At 36.7% G+C, this 18,686-nt stretch carries 14 protein-coding genes; 9 read left to right on the forward strand and 5 right to left on the reverse strand.

Annotation, left to right across the window (positions count from 1 at the left end):
- Positions 1 to 32: 32 nt before the first annotated feature.
- The 5 genes from ACINWC743_RS12540 (at position 33) to ACINWC743_RS12560 (ending at position 8,685) form a co-directional block, all read left to right on the forward strand.
- Complete coding sequence (locus ACINWC743_RS12540; protein ID WP_009585663.1) at positions 33 to 1,310, forward strand: aspartate aminotransferase family protein; 1,278 nt, start codon at positions 33 to 35, stop codon at positions 1,308 to 1,310.
- 14 nt (positions 1,311 to 1,324) lie between these two features.
- On the forward strand, positions 1,325 to 2,704 hold the full coding sequence (locus tag ACINWC743_RS12545; protein ID WP_005030950.1) for a VOC family protein: 1,380 nt from the start codon (positions 1,325 to 1,327) through the stop codon (positions 2,702 to 2,704).
- A 46-nt stretch (positions 2,705 to 2,750) separates the two neighbouring features.
- Positions 2,751 to 4,244, forward strand: a complete 1,494-nt coding sequence (locus ACINWC743_RS12550) for an aldehyde dehydrogenase family protein (RefSeq protein ID WP_004827764.1) — start codon at positions 2,751 to 2,753, stop codon at positions 4,242 to 4,244.
- A gap of 137 nt (positions 4,245 to 4,381) precedes the next feature.
- Positions 4,382 to 5,665: an NAD(P)/FAD-dependent oxidoreductase gene (locus tag ACINWC743_RS12555; RefSeq protein WP_004827763.1), complete on the forward strand. Its 1,284-nt coding sequence runs from the start codon at positions 4,382 to 4,384 to the stop codon at positions 5,663 to 5,665.
- 86 nt (positions 5,666 to 5,751) lie between these two features.
- A complete protein-coding gene (locus ACINWC743_RS12560) occupies positions 5,752 to 8,685 on the forward strand; it encodes an FAD-binding and (Fe-S)-binding domain-containing protein (protein ID WP_009585753.1) in 2,934 nt (977 codons plus the stop codon).
- A gap of 386 nt (positions 8,686 to 9,071) precedes the next feature.
- On the opposite strand, the gene ACINWC743_RS12565 is transcribed toward ACINWC743_RS12560, so the two are convergent.
- The gene (locus ACINWC743_RS12565; RefSeq protein WP_227561101.1) at positions 9,072 to 9,944 is read right to left on the reverse strand and encodes a LysR substrate-binding domain-containing protein; all 873 of its coding nucleotides are present in this window, start codon (positions 9,942 to 9,944) and stop codon (positions 9,072 to 9,074) included.
- Positions 9,945 to 10,062: 118 nt separating this feature from the next.
- Here ACINWC743_RS12565 and ACINWC743_RS12570 point away from each other — a divergent pair, with 118 nt between their 5' ends.
- The 3 genes from ACINWC743_RS12570 to ACINWC743_RS12580 all read left to right on the forward strand — a co-directional run bounded on the left by ACINWC743_RS12570 (position 10,063) and on the right by ACINWC743_RS12580 (position 11,667).
- The gene (locus ACINWC743_RS12570; RefSeq protein WP_005030959.1) at positions 10,063 to 10,764 is read left to right on the forward strand and encodes an SDR family oxidoreductase; all 702 of its coding nucleotides are present in this window, start codon (positions 10,063 to 10,065) and stop codon (positions 10,762 to 10,764) included.
- Between the two features lie 64 nt (positions 10,765 to 10,828).
- On the forward strand, positions 10,829 to 11,020 hold the full coding sequence (locus tag ACINWC743_RS12575) for a 4-oxalocrotonate tautomerase (protein ID WP_009585671.1): 192 nt from the start codon (positions 10,829 to 10,831) through the stop codon (positions 11,018 to 11,020).
- A gap of 68 nt (positions 11,021 to 11,088) precedes the next feature.
- The gene (locus tag ACINWC743_RS12580; RefSeq protein ID WP_009585667.1) at positions 11,089 to 11,667 is read left to right on the forward strand and encodes a pyridoxamine 5'-phosphate oxidase family protein; all 579 of its coding nucleotides are present in this window, start codon (positions 11,089 to 11,091) and stop codon (positions 11,665 to 11,667) included.
- A gap of 348 nt (positions 11,668 to 12,015) precedes the next feature.
- Here the strand turns inward: ACINWC743_RS12580 and ACINWC743_RS12585 are convergent, their stop codons facing one another.
- The 3 genes from ACINWC743_RS12585 to ACINWC743_RS12595 all read right to left on the reverse strand — a co-directional run bounded on the left by ACINWC743_RS12585 (position 12,016) and on the right by ACINWC743_RS12595 (position 15,498).
- The gene (locus ACINWC743_RS12585; protein ID WP_005030962.1) at positions 12,016 to 12,909 is read right to left on the reverse strand and encodes a LysR substrate-binding domain-containing protein; all 894 of its coding nucleotides are present in this window, start codon (positions 12,907 to 12,909) and stop codon (positions 12,016 to 12,018) included.
- A gap of 220 nt (positions 12,910 to 13,129) precedes the next feature.
- Entirely contained in the window at positions 13,130 to 14,002 is an 873-nt protein-coding gene (locus ACINWC743_RS12590) for a DMT family transporter (protein WP_009585654.1), read from the reverse strand.
- Between the two features lie 98 nt (positions 14,003 to 14,100).
- Positions 14,101 to 15,498 (reverse strand): amino acid permease, encoded by a 1,398-nt coding sequence (locus ACINWC743_RS12595; RefSeq protein WP_009585744.1) that lies wholly within the window; start codon positions 15,496 to 15,498, stop codon positions 14,101 to 14,103.
- A 383-nt stretch (positions 15,499 to 15,881) separates the two neighbouring features.
- Here ACINWC743_RS12595 and ACINWC743_RS12600 point away from each other — a divergent pair, with 383 nt between their 5' ends.
- Positions 15,882 to 17,048: a hypothetical protein gene (locus ACINWC743_RS12600; RefSeq protein WP_035301120.1), complete on the forward strand. Its 1,167-nt coding sequence runs from the start codon at positions 15,882 to 15,884 to the stop codon at positions 17,046 to 17,048.
- 169 nt (positions 17,049 to 17,217) lie between these two features.
- Here ACINWC743_RS12600 and ACINWC743_RS12605 read toward each other — a convergent pair whose 3' ends face one another.
- Complete coding sequence (locus ACINWC743_RS12605; RefSeq protein WP_009585725.1) at positions 17,218 to 18,618, reverse strand: hypothetical protein; 1,401 nt, start codon at positions 18,616 to 18,618, stop codon at positions 17,218 to 17,220.
- Positions 18,619 to 18,686 lie beyond the last annotated feature (68 nt).

Raw genomic sequence — 18,686 nt, forward strand, 5'->3', positions numbered from 1 at the left:
AACATCAAATAAATTCTATCGAGAAAAATGAAGTGGATAATTATCAAAGAATTTCAAGTGCTTTAGGACTTATTCACCCCATTACACTTGAGACAGGTCTGAATGCAGAAGTTTGGGATCAAAATGGTAAAAGGTATATTGATTTTATTGGTGGGATTGGTGTCCTAAATTTTGGGCATTGTCATCCAAAAATTGTCAAAGCGATCCAGCACCAAGCCCGAAAACTTACTCATTATGCTTTTAATGCTGCACATCATCAGCCTTATGTACAGTTCATGGAACAACTCACTGATTTTATTCCAGTTGAATATCCAATTGTAGGAATGCTCACCAATAGCGGTGCCGAAGCAACCGAAAATGCATTAAAAGTAGCTCGTACAGTTACGGGAAGATCCGGTGTCATCGCTTTCGATGGTGGCTTCCATGGTCGCACCTTAGCTGCTGTGAATTTAAACGGCAAAGTAGCACCTTATAAAGATGGGCTCGGTGCTTTACCCGGTCCTGTTTATCATCTTCCATATCCGAGCAAAGACAACGATATAACTTCCGAGGAAGCAAAAAAAGCTTTGGCTCGATTGTTCCAAGTCGAAGTGGATATAAAAAATATCTCGGCAATTATATTTGAACCGGTCTTAGGTGAAGGAGGCTTTCACATCATGAATGCTGATTTTGCTCATTTTTTACAAGAATTCTGTCAAAAAAATGGCATTTTAATCATTCTGGATGAAATTCAATCTGGTTTTGGTCGTACAGGTGAAGCTTTTGCTTTTAAAAAGTTAGGGATTGAACCTGATTTACTGTTACTCGGAAAAAGTATTGCAGGTGGCATACCTTTAGGCGCTTTAATTGGTCGAGCAGAATACATGAATCATCCACATAAAGGGGCTTTAGGTGGAACATATTCAGGTAATCCGATTGCTTGTGCAGCAGGTTTAGCCACACTCGACATCATGCGATCTCAAATTTACCAAGACAATATTCAACATTATATTGAGACAATTGAAGCTTATTATTCAAAGTGGAAACAACAGAATTTAACACCTTGGTTGGGACGTTTAACCGGTATTGGCGCGATGCGTGGTATTGAACTTTACCACCCCCAATATGGTGCAGGTACACATGTATTAGCAAACATTCTGACTCAGGCTAGAAATAAAGGTCTATTACTCATGTCAAGTGGACAAGAGAAAAATATTATTCGTCTATTAACCCCATTGACGATAGAACCTAAAGTATTAAAAGAAGGTCTGAATATATTGGAACAAATTTTGGCAGAAACTGCTCATCAAGAAATGATGACAAGTGTTTAAAAAGGAAGATAGTCATGACTAATTGGATCAATGTGGATGAGATCCGAGCGAAATTCTCAAAGTTAATGTCAGAGATGTATCAAAATGAAGTTCCATTATATGGTGATTTAATAGAATTAGTGGATGACGTAAACCAATCTGTTTTAGAACAGCAAACTGTTTTAAAAGCGCAATTACAACAAACTGGTGAATTAACTCGTTTATCACAAGAACGCCACGGCGCAATTCGATTGGGAACAGCAGAAGAACTTCATAATATGCGTCGCATTTTTGCGGTGATGGGAATGTACCCTGTAGGTTATTATGACTTAGTACCTGCTGGTGTTCCTGTACATGCAACTGCATTTCGGGCAATCCAAACAGATGCTTTAAATCATAGTCCATTCCGAGTATTTACTTCTTTATTACGTCTGGAGTTAGTGGATCATTCTGAATTACGCCAACTCGCAAAAGAAACGCTGGCAAAACGTCAAATTTTTACTGAAAAAGCGCTGGCTTTGACGGCAAAACATGAACTGCAAGGTGGATTGAGTGTAGATGATGCAGATCTGTTTATTATTGAAGTTTTAGAGACATTCCGTTGGCATACTCATGCACCAGTCACTGCTGATTTATATCAAGCATTACATGACCAACATCGTTTAATTGCTGATGTTGTTGCATTTAAAGGACCACATATCAATCATTTAACACCGAGAACACTTGATATTGACCAAGTTCAAAATGGAATGATGGGACGTGGGATTACACCTAAAGCGATAATCGAAGGACCACCTCGTCGACGTTGTCCGATTTTATTGCGTCAAACCAGCTTTAAAGCTTTACAGGAACAAGTGATCTTTACAGATCAACAAGGAAGTCATACTGCTCGTTTTGGTGAAATTGAACAACGAGGCGTCGCGCTTACACCAAAAGGTCGTCAACTTTATGATGAATTGCTTGTCAAAGCACAACAGCAATTAGGCGGTATCGCGACTGAAGAAAATGCAGCGCAATATATGCAGATTTTAGAGGAAACATTCAAAGCGTTTCCAGATTGTTACACCACATTGGCCGTAGAGGATTTAGCTTACTTTTATTATTACGCACAACCATTTAGCACTCATCAGGTATGGACAGAAACGGATTTGCCTGAATTGATTCATACAGGTCGAGTTCGAATTGAACCGATTGTCTATGAAGATTTTTTACCTGTCTCTGCAGCAGGAATTTTTCAGTCCAATTTGGGCGGAAATGAACAAACAGATTACAGCTCAACTTCAAATCAAGACGTTTTTGAGCAGTGTTTAGGCACAAAAGTATTTGATGAAATCCAACTTTATGCCCAGGCTCAACAGCAATCAATAGAGGCTTGTTTAGCAACTTTAAATCAATCAATTGTGTCAAAGGTATAACAAGGCTTTGATGAGTTATTCATTTTAATGATGGAAAGGAAATAACATGATTCAGGAATTATTAAATAAATTAGGTGTTGCTGCTGAAGCGTATCAAACAGGTTCATTAACCGTAAAAACTCCAATTGACGGAAGTGTCATTGGACAGGTTGTTGTAAATGATCTTAAACAAGCTGATACCTGTATTCAACAGGCACTCATTGCTTTTAAAGAATGGCGAAAAGTCCCTGCTCCGCGACGTGGCGAACTGGTGCGTATTTTTGGGCAAATTTTACGCGAATATAAAAATGAACTTGGCGCTTTGGTCTCGTGGGAAGCAGGTAAAATTGCTCAGGAAGGTCTAGGCGAAGTTCAAGAGATGATTGATATTTGCGACTTTGCAGTCGGTTTATCACGCCAATTGTACGGTTTAACGATTGCTTCAGAACGACCAGGACATCACATGCGCGAAACTTGGCATCCATTAGGTGTTGTCGGCATAATTTCCGCATTTAATTTTCCTGTTGCCGTTTGGTCTTGGAATACAGCATTGGCTTTAATCTGTGGTAATGCTGTAATTTGGAAACCCTCAGAAAAAACGCCACTTACTGCATTAGCTTGTCAGGCATTGTTTGAAAAAGCGGTTAAACAATTTGGTCGTGATGCACCTGCACAGCTATCCCAATTACTCATTGGTGATGCTTCAATTGGTGAAAAACTAGTGACTGACGAGCGTGTTGCATTGATTAGTGCAACGGGTAGTACACGTATGGGTAAAATTGTTGGTCCGAAAGTCGCAGAACGCTTTGGCAAATGTATTCTCGAATTGGGGGGGAATAACGCCATGATTCTTGCGCCAACAGCTGATTTGGATTTAGCCATCCGCGGTATTTTATTCTCAGCAGTAGGTACGGCAGGTCAACGTTGTACTACACTACGTCGTTTAATTGTGCATAAATCGATTCAAGCTGAGGTTGTTGAAAAATTAAAGAAAGCGTATGCCACAGTTTCAATTGGACACCCTTTAGAAGGTAATCTTGTTGGACCATTAATTGACGAACATATTTTTAATCAAATGCAGACAATGCTTGTTCGAGCGCAACAAGCAGGTGCAAAAGTAACAGGTGGTGAACGAGTATTATCAGATCAATTTCCTCATGCTTACTATGTCAAACCAGCATTGGTTGAAGTGACGGCACAAGATGATGTCGTTAAAACAGAAACTTTTGCACCGATTTTATATGTGATTGGCTATGAGGATTTTGACGAAGCCCTCGATCTCCAAAATGATGTTCCTCAAGGATTATCTTCATGTATTTTCTCCAACGATATTCGTGAAGCTGAAAAATTCCTCAGTGCTGTTGGGAGTGATTGTGGTATTGCGAATGTCAATATTGGTACGAGTGGTGCAGAAATTGGTGGTGCATTTGGTGGTGAGAAAGAGACAGGCGGTGGGCGTGAATCTGGTTCAGATGCTTGGAAAGGCTATATGCGCAGACAAACAAATACCATCAACTATTCTCGAGAATTACCTTTAGCTCAAGGGATTAACTTTGGTTAATTATTTATTATAATCACAGGGTTAAATGAGCATATAACCTTATTTAACCCTTAAAATGCAAAAGTATATTGAATGATCTAAAAAACAACAACATTTTGATGTTGCGATTTGATTGCTATAAGGATAGAGCAATAATCATGTTAAAAAATCAAGTATTATGGTCAACCCTCGTGGATAATGTACCTCATTTCCCTCAATTACAAACAGATATAAATACTGATGTTTGTATTATTGGTGGCGGATTCACTGGTCTATCAGCAGCAATTCATTTAGCAGAAGCAGGACACCGTGTCGTAGTCGTAGAAAGTTTAGAAGTTGGTTCTGGAGGATCTGGGCGTAATGTCGGTTTGGTCAATGCAGGAACATGGGCTCAACCAGATGAGCTAAATAAATATTTGGGAGAAAAAGTCGGAGAAAAGTTGACCACAGCATTAGGTCATGCACCACAACTGGTCTTTGATACGATTGATCGCTTAGGTATACAAGCACAAGATACTCGCACTGGTAATCTACACATGGCGCATAACTCGGAAGGTGAAGCTGATATTGATCACCGTTACCTTCAACTGAGTCGTCGCGGTGCAAATGTTGAAGTGTTGACAGGTGCAAAATGTCATGAATATTGTGGGACAAAAGTGGTTCAAAAAGCGTTACTTGATAAGCGAGCAGGAACCATAAACCCATATGCCTATGTCACAGGTCTAGCACAAGCTGCCAAGCGTTTAAATGTTGAAATTTACGAAAATTCATCTGTGAATGAGATTGTGAAAAGCGACTCGCAATGGTGTGTTAAAACCACCTCCGGAAGCATTACTGCGGATAAAGTTGTTTTAGCAACCAATGCTTACACACAAGGTGAATGGACTGAAATTCTAAAAACTATTTATTTTGTTAAATATTATCAAATTGCCTCTGAACCTTTGACTGGCTCAATTGCAGATAAAATTTTACCTTATAAAAATGGTTCATGGGATACACGTTTAGCGTTATCAAGTATTCGCCGAGATAAAGAAAATCGTCTGTTACTCGGAACTGTCGGTGGACATGAAGGAAAAGAGAGCATTTATCATTCTTGGGCTGATCTAATCACCCAAAAATACTTTCCTGAATTGGGTAAACTCAAATGGCAATATCAATGGACTGGAAAATTTGGATTTACCACAGACCATATTATGCGTATTTTTGAACCCGCACCAGGAATTGTGGCTGCAACTGCCTTTAATGGTCGAGGGATCACAACTGGAACATTAATGGGGAAAGCATTTGCTCAGTATCTTCAAGATGATGATCGTGAAAACTTACCGCTACCTTTTAGTGATCTGGAATCAAGCAAAGTCTCTTTCCGTAATGCTCGAGCAATGTTCTATGACTGTGGCATTACCTTATATCACGCAGGTCAATGTTTAAGAATTATCTCTTAAATGACCAAGAGTTAAAGAATTCTTATCTAAAACTGTCATTGCCAAAGCAAGACAATGCTTGTTCGTGATTTTAATAAGGCATATATATGAAACAGGATTTAGCAATTATAACGCAGCAGTTTATTGAACAACTCCAATCCAGTTTTGAAGGTGAAATAGATTGTTCCGAAGCGACTCGCCAAGTATTTTCTACAGATAATTCAATTTATCAATACCATCCGCAAGCGATTATTTATCCGAAACATCAACATGATATTGAAATGATTATGCGTCTTGTGAGTGAACATCAATATCAATCTGTAGTATTGACTGCTCGCGGTGGTGGTACAGGAACGAACGGACAATCTTTAACAAATGGAATTGTCATCGACGTTTCTCGACACATGAATAAAATATTATCGATCGATGTTCAACAAAAAAAGGCTATTGTTCAGGCTGGTGTGGTCAAAGATCAACTCAATGCTGAATTAAAAAAATATGGTTTATTTTTTGCTCCCGAACTGTCTACTTCAAATCGAGCAACCATTGGAGGAATGATTAATACAGATGCAAGTGGACAAGGGAGTTGCCGATATGGAAAAACACATCATCACGTAACGCGTTTATCTACAGTATTAAGGGGTGGTGAGATTTTACATTCCCAAGCATTAAAACGAGAATCATGGCAACAACAAATTTTAGATAAAACTCCCTTTCAGAAAAATTTATACCACCAGATTTTTACAGTCGCTAAAATTAATCAAGACATAATTAAAAATAGTTTCCCATCGTTGAATCGATCATTGACGGGTTATGATTTGCCTAATTTATTGGATGATGAATATTTTAATCCAAACGCCCTACTCTGTGGTAGTGAAGGAACTTTAGGCATTATTGTCGAGGCAGAATTAAACGTTTTAGAGATTCCAAAGTATCGACTGTTAATAAATATCGGCTATACCAACTTTCAGGATGCATTAAAAGATGCCAAAGTGCTCATGCAACATAAGCCCCTATCAATTGAAACGATTGATTCCAAAGTCTTAAATTTAGCTAAAAATGATATCGTTTGGCACAATGTCGCAAAATTTTTTCCAGATAATCATTTAGAAAAACCGATTGAGGGGATTAATTTAGTTGAACTTGATGCAGCAACTGAAATTGAATTAAGACAACATCTAGAAGTTTTTTTACAGCATTTATCTCAGGACAGACAGATCGAACGACTCAGTACCACTGTTGCATGGGGAGAAACTGAAATTAATCACGTTTATGCAATGCGTAAGCGTGCAGTCGGATTATTGAGTAATGTCGAAGGGGAAAAAAGACCTCAACCTTTTGTTGAAGATACTGCCGTTCCCCCTGAGTACTTGGCGGAGTATATAGCAGATTTTAGACAGCTTTTAGATCATCATGGTCTGGAATACGGCATGTTTGGACATGTTGATGCTGGTGTACTGCATGTACGCCCGGCATTGGATATGAAAGACCATAGATCACTGCAAATGATGAGGTCAATTACAGAGAAGGTCGTCGAATTAACGCATCATTATGGTGGTGTACTATGGGGGGAACATGGCAAAGGCTTACGTTCTGGTTATGCCCCTATATTTTTTGGACAAGCCTATCCTCTATTACAACAAATCAAAGCGCTTTTTGATCCATTTAATCAACTCAATCCTGGGAAAATTGCAACGCCTGCAACATTACCCACCAGTAAATTGATCGGACTCACCGAAATTCCACTACGGGGGGATTATGATCGTCAAATTTCAAAGATCGACTGGAATAATTTTGGTACGACCATGCACTGTAATGGAAATGGCGCATGTTTTAATTATGATTTGAATGATCCCATGTGCCCTTCTTATAAAGTGACACGGAATCGTATTCACTCCCCCAAAGGACGTGCAACCTTAGTGAAAGAGTGGCTTAGAAGAGAGGAAAATCAACAATCCAGTATGGGTTTTGATCAGGAGGTATATGAGGCTTTGCATGGTTGTTTGTCTTGTAAATCCTGTGTTGGACAATGTCCTGTTAAAGTAGACATTCCTGATGCAAAAGCGCGTTTCTTAGCCCACTATCATCAACGATATCCTCGTCAACTTCGTGATTATATATTGGCAAAATTAGAATTTGTCTTACCGCAAGTCGCATCTATTTCATCTTTATATAATGTGACACAAAGACTGTCCTTACTAAAATCATTCCAGAGAAAAATACTCAGAATGACAGATATCCCATTGTTTCATCCTAAAGTAAAGGAAAAATTACAAATATATGGTGCAGTCCTCGTTGATCAGGACTTAAATAATTTACCCAGTAATGAGCTTGATGTGGTTTTCATTGTACAAGATGCATTCACACGCTATTTTGATACTTCTGTCTTTTTGGATTTAATCACGCTAATCAAAAAATTAGGGGCTATCCCTTATGTATTGCCCTATTTCCCCAACGGAAAACCTTTACATGTGCATGGTTTCCTAGATGAGTTTGAAAAACTGAGAAGAAAAAATATTACCCTCTTAAATCAAGTTTCTGATTTAGGCTATCCTATAATCGGTTTGGACCCAGCAATGACTCTAGTTTTTCGTCAAGAATATCATAAAAGATTTACTGAAGATTTACCTGAACTCCATTATCAAGTCATGCTGGTACAAGAATGGCTAAAGCAACGCTTGGACAAGTTTGAACTGCCAGAATTATCAACAACTCAATCCATTTATTATTTAGCTGGGCATTGCACTGAGCGCACACAAGAACCTAAATCGAATCAAATGTGGAAAGATATTTTTCAAGTGTTTGGCTTAGAACTTAAATCCCTTGCATTAGGATGTTGTGGTATGGCTGGAACTTATGGTCATGAAACTGAACATTTGAATCAATCAAAAGTGATTTACCAACAGTCATGGCAAAGTAAGGTAGAACTATATCGCCAACGGATTTTAGCAACTGGATATTCATGTCGAACTCAAGTCAAACGTTTAGAAAAAACTCAACTTCGCCATCCTATTCAGGTTCTGTTAGAAAAATTGGGCTGAGTCTTAAATATCATCGGGTCTGTTGACCTTTTATAAATAGCTCTTGTTATAGGTTAAAATTTGGCATGAGACCGATACATTTTAAAGCATGAAACGAAGAAAATTGAGAAACTATTTTTAAGTTTTACAATGTATGGTGAGATAATTTTAGCCACAGCCCTGAGCAAGAACAAAGTATGGCTTTGTCCTTGCTTATAATTCTCCTCGCTCAACATGGCGACATCAATGTCGCCTCACCATAGAAAGACCATCTATAACTCAAAAATGCAAAAAATATGTTTAAGCAAAACTTTTAAAAATTCATATAAAAAGTATCAAGTAGATTGGATATGAATGATTCAAATCACATGTCTGAATCATCAAGTGCTTTGACTCAAATTAATAAATCATTGTGAATTCATTAACCATGACTTTACCAATGGCAAGGATGGTGATTGATGAGGTTTTCGTGGAGAAATAAGGTAAAAGCCTGATCCTGTATCGAGTGTAATTGAGTTTAAACGTATTAATCTCCCTGCCTCTAAATCATCTTTGACAAAATTTAGGCAAGTTAAGGCTATCCCTTGCCCAGCAATTGCTGAATCAATGGCAAGTGAGGTCTGATTAAAATAAATATTTTTAGAATTAAACAAATCATGATCAGGAAAAGCGACCTGAAGATATTTAGGCCAAAAATTATGGGCATCATGAATTAAAGTATACGATTGAAGAATTTTAGAATCATGCGGATGCCCTATTTTTTCAATGAGCAAAGGATTTGCTACAGCAACCACCTGGTTTTCAAAAAGCAAATCGGCATTCACACTATTTTCAAAAGGTGGGGCTGCTAAACGGATAGCTAAATCAATTCCATCTGTGCCAAAATTTTGTACCTTTGGACTCGCAACAACTCTTAAATCCAAATCAGGATAAGTCTCTGCAAATTCATTTAAACGAGGAAGTAACCATTTCGCAGCAAATGAGGGGGGAACGCTGATAGTAAGATAGGGTTGAGTCGGATGTAATATTTCTGTTGCTTCTTCTAATATTTTAAATGCCTGTTTTACACTTATCGCATATCGATATGCACTCTCAGTCATTGTTAATTTTCTTGGTGTTCTTTCAAATAATTTGAGACCCAACTCCTCCTCTAAGCCTCTAATTTGTTGAGCCACAGCAGCTTGTGTGACCCCTAACTCATCAGCAGCTAATCTAAAATTTAAGTGCCTTGATACAACTTCAAATACATATAAACCTTTTAACGATGGAAGCTTTCTCATGAACTTAGCCAATAGTTTTTCTATCTGATCATACAAAATAATATCGTTTGTTTGCGGTGTACTCAACACTTAAACTCAATAAATAAAATGATTACCATCTATAGTGAGGAAAATGAAAATGGTTGATAAAGTTGCAGTTATTACAGCCGCAGGGAGTGGCATGGGCGCCGCAGTCGCAAGAAAATTGGCCAATGAAGGATACAAAGTAGCCATTCTTTCTTCTTCAGGAAAAGGGGAAGCGCTTGCTCAAGAGTTAAATGGTTTAGGTGTGACTGGCTCAAACCAGTCTCCTGAAGATATTCAACGCCTGATTGATGAGACACTTAAACGTTGGGGACGAATTGATGTCTTAGTTAATAGTGCTGGTCACGGTCCGCGTAAAGGAATTTTAGAGTTAACGGATGAAGATTGGCATGCTGGTATTGATACTTACTTTTTAAATGCTGTACGTCCAACTCGATTAGTTGTACCGATTATGCAAAAGCAGAAAAGTGGCGTGATTATTAATATTTCTACTACATGGGCATTTGAACCAAGTCCATTATTCCCAACCTCGGTGGTTGCTCGTGCAGGTCTAGCTGCCTTTACAAAAATCTGCTCAGATCAGTATGCCACTGACAATATACGTTTTAATAATGTCTTACCAGGTTGGATTGATAGTTTGCCAATGACAAACGAACGCAGTGATAGTGTTCCAATGAAACGTTATGGTACTACAGAAGAAATTGCAGCGACGGTCGCATTCTTAGCTTCAGAAGGTGCTGCATATATTACTGGTCAAAACATTCGTGTAGATGGCGGTCTAGCTCGTTCGATCTAATAACAAATATCAGTGATTATTGGGATAAAGCGATGTAGCTTTATCCCTTTGGGAGTTTTACAAAATGCCGTTAATTACAATTGAACTTGCCCCAGGGCGTACACATGCACAAAAGAAAGCGTTTATGCAAGAAGTCACAACCTTGACTTCAATGATATTAAAATGTCCAACAGAGACCATTGATATTATTTTTAAAGAAATACCATCATCTGATTGGGCACATGCAGGAAAGTTTTACGCTGAACCTGATCAATAAGATTTTAATGATATAAGGCTGGAATTAAAATCTTACAGCCTTATCCTATCGGTCAGACGAGGTGTTATATGGGTATACCGCTTAAAAGTGATTTATTCAAACAAATTATGGATCACCTGACCCAAGCTTCTATAGAGCGCTCCCCTTTTACCCTGATGCAACTTGCGACCATAAATTCAAAAAATGAACCTAAGCTTAGGACAATTGTACTTCGCGACTTCAACGCAGAGAAAGGAATAATTTCTTTTTTTACTGATACACGTTCTCAAAAAATAGAAGAAATAAATAATAATCATAAAGTTGCTTTAGCTGCATTTGATCCTAAAGGAACCCAATTACGAATCGAAGGTGAAGCAAATATTATTCAAGATACGCAAACAAAAAAAGAAGCTTGGCATAAATTAAAACAACACACCCATTTACTGTTTAAAACATCGGTTTCACCTGGCAAAAAAATTGCTTCACCTCACGAAGTCAAATATATAGATGAAGAATATGGCAATAAAGAACCATCGATTTTTTTTGATCTTATTGATATCCACATAACAAGTTTAGAGTGGTTGGACCTGAATGAAAATCCCCATATAAGATGTTTTTTTGAAAAAGATAAAAATGGAGAATGGCAAGGACAGTGGTTAGCCCCTTAATTATCCAATCTTTTGCGTTTTAACATTAACGTGAGTTCGATGCAAATACATCTTCAACTCGTTGAAAAACAATAAGTCTCGGCGGAGTCTTACTGAGTTTTCACCCAATTTCAGGATCAGCCTGCGGCTCGCCCTACTTTTCTTTCGGGATGAGGAGCGAAGCTCCGCAAGGGCAACCATCTTGCGCAGCGGTATCGCTGCTCGCCGCAAAACTCGTCAACCACCAGCAACATATTTAATCAGTCGCAGAAATAATACTTTATAGAAGTAGCCCTGCCTCAAACAGTTGCGGATGACGTTTCCGAGTATCACATTTCATCAAGAATTTTTATCGAACTCAGGTTAACATTAATTTAAATGATCTTGAATCCATTGTGTAATTGTCACGACTTTTGGCGTTTTCGCCATCGATGTTGGATAAGTCATATAATAAGCTTTGGTATTATTTAATTCATAAGGCCAAGCCAAGATTAATTTTTGAGTTAATAACTCTTCTTCAATCAAAAATTTGGGAATAAGTGCAACACCACAACCTATTATTGCCGCATTAATACATGAATAAAAAGTATCAAATCTTGGACCAATAAATGGGTGTTCATTTACGAACTCTTGCATTTGAAAATATTCATCCCATGCTCTAGGACGTGATCGACATTGAATTAAAACATGGCAATGAAAGTCTTCTAAACTATTAAAAGGCGTTTGTGTAATTTCAGGAGAACACACGGCTACACACTGCTCTTCAAATAATTTGATGCTGGTCATATCCCTCCAGACGCCTTCACCATATAAAAAGGCAATATCTGCTTGTAAATTTTCAATTTCCGAATCATGAATTTGTTCTTGAACATCGAGATGTATATTGGGATGAGATTTTCCAAATCCTTTTAATGCTTTAATCAACCATCTCGCGCATAACGTAGGGTGAACAGCGATATTCACCGTCTCTGCTTCACTCCCATGTGCCAATATATTTAAAACAGAGATTTCGATTTGATTGAGTATCTTTTGGGCTTCTGCCAGGAATATTTTACCTGAAGGAGTAAGATTTAAACCCTTTAAAGAACGGTCAAATAAAGTCGTGTTAAGGCTATCCTCTAAATGGATGACTTGTTTACTTACAGCACTTTGAGTCATGTGGAGGACTTGAGCAGCTTTGGTAAAACTTAAAAATCGAGCAGAAGCTTCAAAGCATCGTAATGATGTCGTCGATGGAAAAGTTCTGGATGTCATTTTATGCATTTTTTAAATTCCTTTTTTTATATTGAAGAGTGCCCAAATCCATTGAAAGTTACTTGTTTTTTAGTCTGCCATATCATTGCTTTGACCAAATACCTTTAGATCACTGACTCAATAATACGAATTTCAATTTAACTCATTCAGTAAAAAATAAAAATTCAAAAAATACCCAATCAAGCAGATTTTTTTCATCTTTTCGCTGTCCTTTTTAACAACAATCACCTTAACCTAACTTTGTAGTTTGGATGACAATTACTCCTCCGATAATAAGTGTGAGCGCGAACCACTCAATTGCTGTTACATTTTCCCCCATTACAGCACCAATAATCACAGCAATGACAGGTGCTATATATGTTGCAACTGAAGCTTTCACTGCTCCTAATTTTTGAATAATGTAATAATACAAAAGAAAGGCTCCTCCCGTACCCATTACACCTAGCCCAATAATAGTACCTAAAAGTACATGTCTATCAGAATATATTGTTGTAATACCTTTAAAATCAATGAATAAAATAAGTATCAGTACTGCTATACCTAATTGCCAAGTTGCAAGTGCAATGGATGGTATCTCTAATGGCAAAAGATAATATCGGGCATAAACAAATGAGATACCGAAGCTCAAAGATCCGACCATTACCCAGAATATTCCCATTAATGAAATAAATTCTGAACTTTCCCACGGACGAGCACTTAAGATAATCCCCGAAAAACTGAGCGCAATGCCCATAATGACGCCTAGTGACAATCGATCTTCACGCAAAAAAATGAGTGCTGCAAGTAAAGTAAAAATAGGAATAATTCCACTTAATAATCCAGCGATACTACTTGGTAATAATGCCGTTCCAGCAACAATACCATAGTAATAAAGGATCGCTGCTAAAACAGACATGACCACAAAATGCTTTAGATAACGTAGTTGCTTCAATGAAATACTTCCTGTATACAAAGCAACGATTAAAAGAGGGATGAAAGCAAAGAAAATCCGCATGAATACCGTCTGAGCTGGCGAAATTAAAGCGGTCGCCCATTTCATATAGATGAAATTGCTTCCCCAAATGATACCCAGTAAGACAAGTGCAGCATAAGCACGCAACATAGTGTCCTTAACTCCTCAGAGCATTCATAACATTCGAGCTCCACAAGAGCTCGAACTCATTTGATTAAAGAATTCTTTTTGACAGTTGTCTCGTATATTTAAGAATTCGATTTATTCTTTATGAATTTAACAATGAAACTAGCACTCACTGTACCAATTGCCAAAACTAAAGTGACTATGGTTTCGTACTGATACTTTTCATTCACAAACATATATCCCAATGTGAGTGTAATTAAAGCAATGACAACATAAGTCAAATATGGAAAACACCACATTTTAAAATCAAGCTGAATACCTTGTTTGTCTAATGATTTACGCATTTTTAATTGAGATAACGCGATAATTAAATAAATGAGTAAGCTAATTGCGCCTAAGGTAGATAAAAAGAAGAAAAACAATCCCTCAGAAGCATAATAATTAAGTCCTAAACAAATGATTGAGAAAATGGTGGTGACGATAACTGCTGTTCGTGGTACACCTGCCCGGGTTACATGAGCGCAAATTTTAGGTGCATCTCCACGACTTGCTAAAGAAAACAACATACGAGAACTTATGTAGGTGCCTGTATTTAAAACACTGCTTACCGAAACGAAAACAACCAGATCCATGATGAGTTTTGAACCCGGCACATTTAGAACATGCAGAACATACTGAAACGTTCCCATTTCCTGTAACCCTTTATCTGTCCATGGCACGATACACAGCACTAGAAAAATGGAAAGTACATAGAATATTGCAATACGATAAATCACCAGATTGGTTGAACGGCGAATTTCCTTGCCTGGATGTTTTGCCTCTGCAGCAGCAATTGACAACATTTCCACACCAAAGAATGAAAACATCACAATTAATATCCCAGACAGAATAGCCCCATAGCCATGAGGAAATAGTCCGCCATGCTGATATAAATTAGCAATACCACTAATATTTGGATTTAATGACCAATAACCCAAAATTGCTGAAACACATATAACAATGAAAATAACTATGGCAGCAACTTTAGTTAAAGCAAACCAAAATTCAAACTCACCAAATTTTTTTACGTCGAAAAGATTTGTTAAAGTTAAGATTAAAAGAATACTAAAAGCAAAAATAGCGGGATGTACATCAGGAAAATAAGCAACTAATATATTTGCCCCCATTATTGCTTCAAAAGCAACAACTAACATCCAAAACCACCAGTATAACCAACCTGTGGTAAAACCAGCCCAATGTCCTAATGTTTTTTCAGCATAAACTGAAAATGAGCCTGAGTCTGGATGTAGCACTGCCATTTCACCCAACATACGCATCACTAAGAACACTAAAATACCTACAATCATGTAAGAAAATAATATCGTGGGACCAATCGTATTAATGGCTGATGCTGATGCAATAAATAGACCTGCACCAATAATTCCACCAATTGTTATCATACCCACCTGTCGGCTTGATAAACTGTGGCATAATTTATTGTCCGTATCACTACGATTAGATATATTGTCATGTTGTTCCATTGAATCCTTCCTTATAAATTTTAATTGTTTATTGATCCATATATTAAATTTAGAAAAATTCTAATAAACGACTACAGTACACTCCATTTTATAACTGTAGATAATTGATCGATTCACAAAACTATCAATTTCAATAAACTAATTTAGTATGTTTTTACTGATTCTGACCTACAAACGAAAAAAGGGAATGTCTTTACGACTTATTTTCGTAGACATTTAATGCATGCAATATTCTTTTTCTTTTCGTGTTTTGCTATTAATAAATCAAAGAAAATCCATGTTCTAAATTTCTCCATATAGAAATTCATAACAAATATATTTTCAAGCTTCAGTCTGAAGCACAAAAAAATAAATTCAGTAAATCAATATCAAGGAAGATATCAATGTTTAAATTCAAATACTTAGCTATAAACTTGACCCTATTATCTATATTTTATCCTCAGATGACACAAGCTTCCTCTCAAATCGGAGATCCCCAATCTAATCTTGGGGCACTTACATTTTCAGGATGGCTACGTGCCAATATTCAGGATAAAAACTATTCGAATGATGAACATAAGCTCAAATTTGATGCCGCAAAATTAGCCATTCAATATGACGCAACCCAATTCTTTGGTAATTTTGAATATCGTTGCTATCAATTTGATGAAATCTGTGATTTTTCTTCTTTGGTCAATGCCAATCTTGGCTATAAGATTAATCCAAGTAATCGTATAACTATTGGGATACAGGATGTACCTTTCGGACCTGGTCGTGGCTGGTCAACCAATTGGTTTGGAGACATTACTGTGACTTCAGGTTTATCAGATATTCACCATTTGGGCGTGAACTTCAATACTCAGCTCTCTGATGATACGACAATCGACCTCGCCTATTTCGTCCGTGATGCGGGAAGTTATGTAGGAGATAGTAAAAATGCTGCACGCTATTCTGCCAGTTATGTCAATCCCAATGATCCGAATGAAACCCGCTTGCAAGAAAAAAATATACTCGTTTCACGTATCGATCAAAAATTACCTCAATGGATTGACGGACTGAATCTAAGCGCAGGAGGCTCTTATTGGTATTCACAGTTGGATAATAAAACCAATAATCAGACAGGGCATCGTAATAGTTGGGCTATTTTCTCTCGTGCTCATTATAATAACTTTAATTTAACATTAACGACTGGTAGGAACAAAATTAAAAACAAAGATCTATTACAACCTAATTATTCCGTCATGGGGGCATTTGATACTAATTATTATGTTGCGAATGATGCTGATTTCTATGCCATCGATATTAATTATGCTTATAAAGATCCAAATGGTCGTTTTAATCTAACACCGTATGCGACTTATTCGCTATATAATAAAAATATTGATGATTATAAAGACTCAACACGTCATACGATTGGAGCACAACTTGATGTGAAAAAGTTCTCTTTTGCAACAGAATATATTTTTGGAAAAAATGATCCATTTATTAACGGAAATATGCAATCCTTAGCAATAGCTGATAATAAACCGACTCATAAAATGTTAAATTTATTGTTCTTCTATAATTTTTAAAGCTTTGATTAAAATTCAATTTAATCACACAAACATATTAAAAAGAGAAAGTTCTCCAGTGTGCTCAAGAGTCATATCTTAATCAAACCGTGGGAACTTTCTTTCGATTTTCTACTTTTGAGTTCAATTATTTTGAGGGGGGATTACCGTTAGAATTGTAACTCTCATATTAACCTTTAACAAAGAAACTAGGAATAACAGGTAAACCACACCACTCTGCAACACTATTATATTTTCGGCCTAAATTTTTTATTAACTCAACCGCTTGGCCACCTTTTTCTATTAAATCATTAACTTCAGATCCTACCTCATTCGCTTCATTCAATATTTTAGCAAGTTGCTTCATACCACCAGAATTTTTCACTTCTTCTTCATCATCTAAATTCTGAGCAGCATCTAATGCAATTAAAGCCCTTTCTAAGCGTTTTTTTAATGATTCATTCTCAGTAATATCTATCAATTTATCTAAATCATCATATGAACGATTGAGCTCTATTCTATGATTCATCGCTATAGTTTGAGTATTACTTAATCGATTAACGATGGTTAATGGTGGCTGAGTTATAGGGGCTAGTGCTTTATCAACAATAGCTTCTAAGCTAAGAATTTGACCTCTTTGTAAGGCGATGATTTCTTTTTGAGACTCGATCTGGAACTTAAATAAATGAAGCTGATTTTTTAACTCTAATGCTTTTATTGGGGATAGATAAAACTCTTCAGCACTCTTTTGACCTTTGAGTACAAGTTCATATTCATGCAATGCTTTTTCTAAAGTTTCTATATTCCCGTCTTCAGTTTCTATAATCATGCGAACAGTTAAATCATGTTGTTCAATTTTAACAGTTGCATTCTGATCAGGATATTTATCACGTAATACGGTACCAAAATAGCTAAGAATTCCAATACCAGCTTGATAATATTCAGGCTCAAAAGTTATACATCTATCAATTTTTATATCTTGATCATTTTTCTTTTGAGTTTCATGTTCAACTTCTAATACTTTGATTGCAAATTCGCTAAATCCGACTCCTAAAATTAAAAAGGGATACTCAAACGTAAGTGGTGAAATTCTTTCTAATTTTCTTTTAACGAATTTTAAGTATTTTCTTGTTCCAATTGATGGATTGGTTACATCATTTTTATCTAAGTTATCTAAGAATTCCTTTTCTGAAAAATCTAAAACTAAAAGAATAGGTATAGAGATATCTCCAATCCTATTGGCTGTTTGGATATCGCTGTATATCCATGACATTAAAATAGAGGATGAACTTGCAGTAGCAATTTTGATATAACATGAGTCTTTTTTTAGACCTAAACTCGGATTAACTACTGGTCCTATAGTGATGTTGGAATAACCGTTATCATCCCAATTTAGAACGTCTAATTCGTGAATCAAAGAGTCTTTAATCGATGCAAAAACTCTAAAATTTGAATTATCTTCTTTATATTTTCTGTAGAGCTGATGTGAGACATTTTCGAAAATTTGCTGTAATTCGTCTAATAAATATGGATGCTTATTTTGAAAAGTTTCCCAAGCCCCTAAATAACTAACAACTTCATTAATATACATATAAAACTCTTATAAACTTAATAATTTTAAATTGCTCAATTTATAGCATTTTTCTTTTTTTTATAAAA

This window comes from Acinetobacter sp. WC-743, assembly GCF_000335555.1.
In the GTDB taxonomy this organism is placed as follows: domain Bacteria; phylum Pseudomonadota; class Gammaproteobacteria; order Pseudomonadales; family Moraxellaceae; genus Acinetobacter; species Acinetobacter bereziniae.